General features: G+C 39.8%; 10 protein-coding genes. 6 read left to right on the top strand and 4 right to left on the bottom strand.

Annotated elements, in window-relative coordinates; all coding sequences use genetic code 11:
• The first annotated feature begins 120 nt into the window (after positions 1-120).
• The 5 genes from Q0H92_RS10585 to rpsD all read left to right on the top strand — a co-directional run bounded on the left by Q0H92_RS10585 (position 121) and on the right by rpsD (position 4833).
• On the top strand, positions 121-1059 hold the full coding sequence (locus Q0H92_RS10585; RefSeq protein ID WP_296014769.1) for a hypothetical protein: 939 nt from the start codon (positions 121-123) through the stop codon (positions 1057-1059).
• A 13-nt stretch (positions 1060-1072) separates the two neighbouring features.
• The gene (locus Q0H92_RS10580; protein WP_296014768.1) at positions 1073-2188 is read left to right on the top strand and encodes a zinc-ribbon domain-containing protein; all 1116 of its coding nucleotides are present in this window, start codon (positions 1073-1075) and stop codon (positions 2186-2188) included.
• A gap of 132 nt (positions 2189-2320) precedes the next feature.
• A complete protein-coding gene (locus tag Q0H92_RS10575) occupies positions 2321-3703 on the top strand; it encodes an SPFH domain-containing protein (RefSeq protein WP_296014766.1) in 1383 nt (460 codons plus the stop codon).
• Between the two features lie 13 nt (positions 3704-3716).
• Positions 3717-4064 carry a hypothetical protein gene (locus Q0H92_RS10570; protein ID WP_296014765.1) on the top strand — a complete coding sequence of 116 codons (348 nt, stop codon included), beginning with the start codon at positions 3717-3719 and terminating at the stop codon, positions 4062-4064.
• A gap of 175 nt (positions 4065-4239) precedes the next feature.
• Positions 4240-4833: a 30S ribosomal protein S4 gene (gene rpsD / locus Q0H92_RS10565; protein ID WP_296014764.1), complete on the top strand. Its 594-nt coding sequence runs from the start codon at positions 4240-4242 to the stop codon at positions 4831-4833.
• Between the two features lie 69 nt (positions 4834-4902).
• Here the strand turns inward: rpsD and holA are convergent, their stop codons facing one another.
• From holA to hprK, 4 genes are read right to left on the bottom strand one after another with little or no spacing between them, the layout of a single operon-like run.
• A complete protein-coding gene (gene holA, locus Q0H92_RS10560; RefSeq protein WP_296014763.1) occupies positions 4903-5919 on the bottom strand; it encodes a DNA polymerase III subunit delta in 1017 nt (338 codons plus the stop codon).
• Position 5920: 1 nt separating this feature from the next.
• Positions 5921-6535, bottom strand: a complete 615-nt coding sequence (gene lexA / locus Q0H92_RS10555) for a transcriptional repressor LexA (protein WP_013702390.1) — start codon at positions 6533-6535, stop codon at positions 5921-5923.
• Positions 6536-6538: 3 nt separating this feature from the next.
• Positions 6539-6805 (bottom strand): HPr family phosphocarrier protein, encoded by a 267-nt coding sequence (locus tag Q0H92_RS10550; RefSeq protein ID WP_276780891.1) that lies wholly within the window; start codon positions 6803-6805, stop codon positions 6539-6541.
• 32 nt (positions 6806-6837) lie between these two features.
• A complete protein-coding gene (hprK, locus tag Q0H92_RS10545) occupies positions 6838-7827 on the bottom strand; it encodes an HPr(Ser) kinase/phosphatase (protein ID WP_296014761.1) in 990 nt (329 codons plus the stop codon).
• Between the two features lie 48 nt (positions 7828-7875).
• On the opposite strand from hprK, the gene Q0H92_RS10540 reads away from it, so the two are divergent.
• Positions 7876-8640, top strand: coding sequence for a class I SAM-dependent methyltransferase (locus Q0H92_RS10540; protein WP_296014759.1), 765 nt, complete (start codon positions 7876-7878; stop codon positions 8638-8640).
• Positions 8641-8711: the final 71 nt, after the last annotated feature.

Genomic DNA, 8711 nt, shown 5'->3' with positions numbered 1-8711 from the left:
CTTAAGTCTCAGCTTGAGACCCTAGCCTTATAGGCTAAGTGCAAACCACCCGTTTGACGGGTGGTTTGTGATTTTTCTTCGCTGCGCTCGAAAAATCGGATTAGCATAGGGATAAGCGAAATGGGAATAAAAGAAAGTTTTTTAGCCGAAAGAAGAGTTCTTCTCGCAGGTAACGGTATCAGCGATGCGCAGAAAATTAGCTGGAATGATATGCTTTCTTATGTTCAGGAAAAGCTAATCCAAAAAGATAAAAGTCCTGAATCTGAAAAAATAGAAGAAATAAATAACATTTCACCTACCTTGTTTTTCGAATCGCTTTGCAAGAAATCTGCTGATCAAAATAAAACAGAAAAAGAACTTCGCTTATTAGTAAAAGAGTATGTGGGGGATAAATCAAATTTTGTGCATAAGCTTTGGAATATTTATAATGTTATTCTAACAACGAATTTTGACAACAACCTTGTAATCAGCAAGGCTAATGTGATTGAAAATGACGGGGATCCTAAAGAAAAACATCTTACGTATGAAAACAATGTTCAATTTCGAAGATTAGATTTTATATATGACAAAATCCAAAAATCAATTTTTTTTATACACGGATACTTTAGAAATCCATCTACAATCTGTTTGGGGTATGAACAATATACAGAAAATCTGAGCAAAATCGAAAATTTTGTTGTGCAAAAATATTCTGAAAAAAACTATAAAAACAAAACAGAAAACAAGTCAGTTTCGTGGATAGATTATTTTTTCAAGGAAAATACGACTATAGATATTCTAGGCCTTTCTCTTTGTGATGAAGAAATCGACCTTTGGTGGATTTTGAATTACAGGAAAAAAATCCTGCAAAGAATAAAAAACAATAATATAAACTACTACGATATTCCAGTTGACTGCATTGAAGATAATAGCGCAAAAGCTAAGAGAGCTGCAAAACAAAAAATTCTTGAGTCGTTTGGAATAAATATTGTTCAGATAGAAAAAGCAAAAAAATATAATTCTGATTTTTACAGTCTTTGCCTAAAGAAAATAAAGGAAGAAATAAAAAATACAGATTAGAGGAGTTATAAAAATGTCAGAAGAATTTACAGAAAGAAAGCAAATTTTTGCCGGAGCAATCAGAAAATGTCCGAATTGTGGCGCTCAGATTGCTACAGATACGGCAAAATGTCCTTCCTGCGGATTTGTAATTGAAAAGGAAAATGCATCATCTACGATGGAAGAATTTGCAAAGAAGTTTGTTTCATTGAAAACTGATGCGGAGAAAAAGGATTTTGTTGAAACTTACCCGATTCCAAATAACAAGAATGATATCCGCGGATTTTTAAATTATGCATCCAGCCAGAGAGACAAAGATTATGCCGCATTAAAAGACAAAGTCTTTTGGCTGACAGTGTGGAACAACAAGTGCCGTCTGATTGTAAACCAGGGCTTTGATGTATTTGGAGCAGATTCTGATTTTATGCAGTATCTGCACGATTATAAGAACGGAGTTGAAAACTCCGGCAGGGAGATAAAAAAAATAAAAAACAAGCTGCTCTTAAGAAAAATGTTAAAAATTTCAATAGCGGCATTGCTTATGCTTGCTGTCGCCGGAGTTTTTACAGTCAAACAAAAAAAACGGGCAGAACTTGTTTCCGGCTGCGTTGTTCCTAAAGAGAATGTTGTAATAGACCGCACCAAGTATTTTGAAGTTCTTTCTGACGCAAAGATTGAAACGACCAATATCTCTAAAAGAGTTGAAACAGACTCAGACAAGCCTGTGTGGTGCCTTGATACGACTGCAACCGTGGAACTTCAGCCTATTGCAGATGTTAAAAATGAAGTAGTGGAGCGCCTCAAAGAAGTCTATCCTGAATATTACTTATCTCCTGATTTTCATGGTTCAGTTTTCTTTAGGACTTTAGGACACGAAGCGGCTATTGCTTGCCCATATCAATCCCAGAATGCAGTGCTACATGGATTTGACAATGTTCATCAGGTGTCAGAAAGACTGATGAACTCTGACGAAAACGATATAAACAAGCCAATAAAATTAGAAATCAGGCTTACACAGATTGCAGGAAGCAGAAAGGACTGTGAAAATCTGGCAATAAAATTGCACGAGAGAGGGAAATTTAGCTTTAAGATGACCAGCTTCATTGATGCATATTATGAGCAATGGTTGGATGAAAAAAGAGGATGGTAATTTGGCTCATATTTAATCAGAGTGATTATAAAAAAAATCTGCATAGCTTGTGGCATTGCGCAGCGCTTTGTCACAGCACTGATAAATATGCTTTATGAAAGTGTTTCCTTAATAGTTTAACTGGAGAACAATATGGGACTTTTTGGAAAAAACAAGACAAATGAAGGCGGCATGCTTGATGTCATCCGCTGTGATGAGCCAAGCTACCTTATATGGAAGTGGCGACCGCAAGGTGAGGCTGCAAACACCACTAAAAAAGAAAATGCAATACGTTATGGTTCTTCTCTCCGTGTAAAAGAAGGAGAAGTGGCTATTTTTGTCTATCCTCAAAAGGATGGGAGCCAGCAGGATTTTATTGAAGGACCTTACGACAAAGCAATAAAAACAGGCAATTTTCCGATTCTTGCCTCAATTGCAGGAGCTGCCTTTGGAGGGAAAAGTCCTTTTCAGGCAGAAATCTACTTTATCAACCTTGCAGGAATTATTCAGATAAAATTTGGCGTGCCTTTTTTTGATGTGGCAGATTCTCGTTTTTCGGACTACGCAGTTCCTGTAGCAGTTCGGGGAACAATCAGCTTTAAGATTTCAGATTATAAGGAATTTATAAAGCTGCACCGCCTGATAGATTTTAATCTGGATTCCTTTCAAGCTCAGATCCGTGATTCTGTTATAAAGTATGTAAAAGGTGTGGTTTCAAATATTCCGTCAGACACAGGAATTCCTTTGATTCAGCTGGAGAGAAAGATTTTTTTGATAAATGAGACTGTTGAGAATTATATAAAGCCTCGCCTGCAAAATGATTTTGGAGTAACTGTAAGCGCGGTAGATATTTCTGACGTTGAATTAGACAAAGGCAGTGAAGGTTATAAGGAGCTAAAAGCTGTTACAGCTGATATAACAACTCAGACAACGCAGGCTCAGGCTGCAGTAAACATCAAGCAGATGCAGGATATGCAGCGTGTTCAGATGGAAAATCTTGAAGAAACGCAGCGTATTCAGCGTGAGGAAATGCAGCGTGCGCAGAAGCTTCAGACAGAAAGCGCAAACCTTTCTGCCTTTCAGGTTGAAAAACAAACGGAAGTTGGAATTGCCGGCGCAGCTGCTCTTGGCAATATGGGAGCGAACGGCGGAGCTGGAGTAAACCTTGGTAACGGAAGCGGATTCAATCCTGCTGGCATGATGGCAGGTATGGCAATGGGAAGCGCCATCGGTCAGAATATGGCAGGAATGATGAATGGAGCCTTAGGCGGAATAAATCAACAATTTTCTCCAAAAATGACTGACGCTGCAGTTCCTCCTCCGCCGCCAGTTATTCAGTACAATGTTGCTGTGAATGGTCAAAGCACAGGCCCTTATACAGTTCAGGTTCTTTCGCAGATGGCTGCAAGCGGACAATTCTCAAAAAACAGCATGGTATGGAAAGCTGGAATGACAAGCTGGCAGCCAGCTGGTGAAATTCAAGAATTAGCTGCGCTTTTTGCTCAGAATGTACCGCCAGTTCCACCTGCAATGTAAGGAGATGTATTTTATGAAAGCAAATTTCTTTTTAAGTATATTGTCAGTCTTAATTTCTGCGCTTGCAGGTTATGGCTTTTATGCTGCAAATTCAGGAGAGTCATTCTGTATTCTGCTTGCAATTGGAAGTGGCTTGTGTTTTGCCATAACTTTAATTGGTACTTTAGGAGTTAAAATAGAAGGAAGGAGCGGAAATATTAATTTTAGGATTGTTTCCCTTATTTTCTTTATTATTTTTTTGTTAAGCAATTTAATTTTTGGATTTGTGGGAGTAAAAATAGCTCCTTACATAATTATAAATGGAATATTTTTGTTAATTTTTGCAATTATCGAATATGGAATTGTAAAATCCACTGAATAGAAATTTGAAACCAACTCATTTATTGAGTGTTTTTGACAAAGACCGATCTTCGGCACTTACAAAAATCTCTATTGAAATTAGTTTGAAAGTTTTATATAATTTCTGAACTAATTTATATCCCTCACCGCGGCAAAAATTGGTGAGAAAATCACCATGGTGAATAGGAGTAAAAATTATGGCAACTAGAAGAAATCCTCGTTTTAAGGAATGCAGAAGACTTGGTGTAAATGTCTGCGGACACCCAAAGGCAATGAACAGAGCAAATGATCCGGCTTTCAAGAAGTCAAAGAAAACTTCTGAATACGGAAAACAGCTTTGCGAAAAACAGAAGGTAAAGGCTTACTATGGAATTCTTGAGCGTCAGCTTCGCCGTTATTACGACATCGCTTCAAGAAAAGAAGGAAAGACTGGTGAAAATCTTATCGTTGGTCTTGAAACTCGCCTTGATAACCTTGTTTACCGCATTGGTTTTGCAAATTCAATCCGCATGGCTCGTCAGGTTGTTTCTCATGGACACGTTCGTGTTGATGGCAAAAAAATCAACATTCCGTCTTTCCAGATAAAACCGGGTCAGGTTGTAACACTTTGTGAAAAAGCCCAGAAAAATGAGCAGTTCAAGACAAGCTTCCTTAATGGAAACCGCCGTCCGCTTGCTTATATTGAAGTTTCAGAAGAAGCTTTCTCTGGAAAACTTATCATGATGCCAAAGCGCGAAGAAATTCCTGTAGAAATCAATGAACAGCTCGTTGTTGAATTCTACTCTAAATAATTAGATTCCGCTTTAAAAAGAAAGTCCGCTTGTTTTTCAGGCGGATTTTTTTTGTTTAAATATCATTTTTTAATATTCGCATACGGAGCAGAAAAGTCCGTTTTTTATTACAATTGAATAAATGAGCATATAAAGGTAGGTTTCTTCAAGCACAGAGCCTGTTTCCCTGATTGAAATGTCGGTTGCGGAAAGAAGCGCGAGAACTGAAGATGCGGCGCCTGCTGTCCAGATTTTTGCTGCCTTTGAGTATTTTTCCTGATTCCGCTTGCCTGAAAATCCTGATGACTTTAGCTCTGAGTCGGCTGGAGATTTTCCGTCTGAATGAAGCGAATGCCATAGCCTAAGCTGCCTAAAGCAATATGTGAGTCCTGCGATTAATGCGATTCCGTTTGATTCTTTTGTTGCGCGGATTTTCTGAAGAATTTCTAGTGAATTTTCAAAACGTTGCTGGGGATTTTTTGAAGTGTCTGCCATTGAGTCAAAAAGTGTAAACGCATTTTCTTCCCTGTTGTGCGAAAGAATTTTTTCCACGTCAGCGGAAGTAATTGTTGCGCCTTTTTCAAAGCAAAAGAAAAATCTTGAGCACTCAGACTTGAGGCTTTCCGTGTTGTTTTCGACCATTTCAAGAATTTGCTCAACTGCGTCCGGCGCAATAGAAAATCCGTTTTTCCTGAAGAAATTTTCAACCCACTGAGGCTTTCTGTTTTCAAACATTTCCCAGAAAATTTTTTTGTGGCTGGAAGGAACTGCGCTTTCAATTTTTTTGTCTATGGAATTTTCTTCGGAAATTAAAACAAGCGTGTTTGGAGAATTTTTAGAAGCCTTTATCCAGGAAACAAGAGATTCAATGTCGCTTTTCTGCTTTATTTGCTCGGCATTTCTAAGTGTTATAAAAAGCGCCGGAGAAAAAAGGCTTGCATTTTGAAGCTGGGCTACAATGTCTTCAATTCTTACATCGGCGGCGTAATATTTGTACTGCTCAATTCCGTTGTTTTTCTTTGAGGCTGCATCCCGGAGATTTTCTATTGCTTCGTTTTTTTCACCGGCTTCTGGACCTGTAAAAAGATAGACTTCTGTTTCTGCCATTCTAGTATGTTCTTACAAGTCCGACCATTATTCCTGCAATCTGAACATCGCGTGTGTAAATCGGCTGGAAATCTGGGTTTTCTGGCTGAAGGCGGATTCTTTCTTCTTCACGGTAGAATCTTTTTAATGTGATTGCGTTGTTTACAACAGCGACAACAATCTGTCCTTCTGTGGCGATTTCTGCCTGCTCGATTATTGCAAGGTCGCCGTCAAGAATTCCTGCGTTTGCCATGCTTGCGCCGCGGACATGAAGGGCAAAGTAGCTTTTTCCCGGGCGGACAAAAGGTTCTGCGATGTTTACATAGCCGTCAAGGTTTTCCTCGCAAAGAAGTGGTTTTCCTGCGGCTACAGTTCCAAGCAGCGGAATTTTTGCCAGGAATGGCTTTGTTTCCCTTACAAGTCCGTCGTCTTTTAAAACACGGATTGAGCGCGAGCGTTTTTGGCACTGCGAAAGATAGCCTTTTTTCTGGCAGGCGGCGATATGGTCTTGCACGGCTCTAAGTGAAATTCCGAAGTTTTCTCCAATTTCGCGTACAGTCGGAGGATAACCGTTTTCTTCTGTAAAACGCGCGATAAATTCCAGAACTTCCTTTTGCCGGTCTGTAAGATTTTTCATCGGCTACTCCTCTTCAAATTTCGCTTCAAAAAGGTTGAAGATCGCTTCGGCAGCTTCTTTTTCGTCCGAACCTTCAGCCTTTAGAGTTATGTTTGTGTTATATCCAGCCGCCATTGTGATAACGCCCATTATTGACTTGGCGTTTACAGTGGTCGAGTCTTTTTCGAGGATTATTTCTGATGAAAACTTGTTTGCTGTCTGGGCAATCAATGCTGCAGGCCTTGCGTGGATTCCTGCGCGGTTTCTAACTGTAAGAATTTTCTCTGTCACAGTGGCACTTCCTTTGTTTTTATTTTTTGGACTCAATAAGAGTCTTCTTTTCCATAGTAATCTCTCTGGGCGGCTCCGGTTTCTATCCAGCGCAAAATATTCTGGTTGAATTCCTGCGCGGAATAATAGCCCATCGTCTTTAGCCTTTCATTCATTGCGGCGGCTTCAATTATAATTGGGAGATTTCGTCCTGGTTTTACAGGAATTTCTATAATCGGAATTTTTACGCCCAAAAGGTCTATAAAAGCTCCTTTTGTTCCGATTCTGTCATAAACTTTTGTCTGGTTCCAGGCTTCAAGCTTTATTACCATCTGCACTTCTTTTTGCTCACGGATTGCGCCGACTCCGTAAAGCTGGGCGATGTTTATAATTCCAAGTCCGCGGATTTCCATGTGGTGGCTTATAAGCTTGTTTGCTCCCTGTCCGATAATCGAGTTTCCGTTTACGCATCTTATTTCAACAATGTCATCCGCAACAAGACGATGTCCGCGCTCAACAAGCTCAAGCGCAGTTTCACTTTTTCCGACGCCGCTTTCTCCAATAAGAAGAATTCCAACGCCGTAAACTTCTACAAAAACTCCGTGGAGCGTTTTTCTTGGAGCGAAAATATTTGAAAAGACTCTTAAAAGCCGCTGTGAAAAATCCGTTGAAATCAAGTCAGTCTGAAGAACCGCGCACCTTGAAGATTCCGCGACTGAAAGAAAAAATTCTGAAGGCTCAATGCTGTGGCTAAAAACGATGCAGGGCATTTCATAAGTAAAGAATTTTTTTATAAGATCGAAATTTCCTTCGGATTCAAGCTTTCTAAGATAAGCGGATTCTCCTCTTCCAAAAAGCTGGACGCGTTCATAAGCAAACGACTCGTAAAATCCGGAAATTGCAAGTCCCGGGCGGTTTATGTCGGAAACAGTTATTTCCCTGTAAAGTCCAGATCTTCCCGCGATGCACTTCATGTTCAGCGAGTCCTGGCCTTTTAAATCCAAGTCAAGAAGGTCTAAAACTGTTATCTTTTTTTCCGACATATATATAGTATACAACTATAAACAAACAAACTCAATATGGAATGGCCAATGAAAAACAAAAAAACTGAAACTGAATGGTTTGAAAATGAAGATTTTTGGCTGAACTACGGCCCTGTTATGTTTGATGGGCAGCAGTGGGCGCAGGCGGCAGGAATTGCAAAAAGCGTGATGAATCTTGCAGAACTTTCTGAAAGAAATTCTGTGCTGGATGTTTGTTGCGGACCTGGCAGAATCAGCGTGGAACTTGCGCTTCTTGGGCTGAACGTTACCGGCGTTGACATAACTCAGCCGTTTTTGGATGCGGCTGACGAAACTGCACAGGACGAAGGTGTTCAGATTGAATTTGTAAACAAGGACATGAGAACTTTTTCTTCACGCAAAAAATTTGACGCCGCCGTGAACATTTACAATTCGTTTGGCTACTGCGACAAAATCAGCGACGACATAAAAATCCTAAAAAAAGTGAATGTTGCTCTTAAAAAAGGCGGAACTTTTGTGCTTGAATGTATAAGCCGCGAAACTGCCGTAAAATATTTTACAGAAGGCGAATGGTTTGAACGCGCCGGAATGACCGTTCTTACGGAATTTAAAGTGCAGGGCGCCTGGGAAGGCTTGGTTTCAAAATGGATTTTGATTGGCAAGGACGGAAAACGAATTGAGCACGAATTTGTCCAGCGCCTTTATTCCGCCGCCGAGCTGCGCGACATTCTTTGCAACGAGTGTGGATTTTCTTCTGCGCAGGTTTTCGGAGGATTTTACGGCGAGCCTTACGACCAAAACGCCAAAACAATGGTAATCGTTGCAAAAAAATAATTTTTCAGTTTTCGCAGTTCATTTTTAAAGATGCCCTTATTGTATAGGTCTAAAAAAGGTTATAAAATACG

Origin of the sequence: uncultured Treponema sp., from assembly GCF_934725225.1 — a bacterium.
Lineage (GTDB): Bacteria > Spirochaetota > Spirochaetia > Treponematales > Treponemataceae > Treponema_D.
The sequence above is the reverse complement of the archived record's forward strand: the minus strand, read 5'-3'. Positions and strand labels throughout refer to the sequence as shown.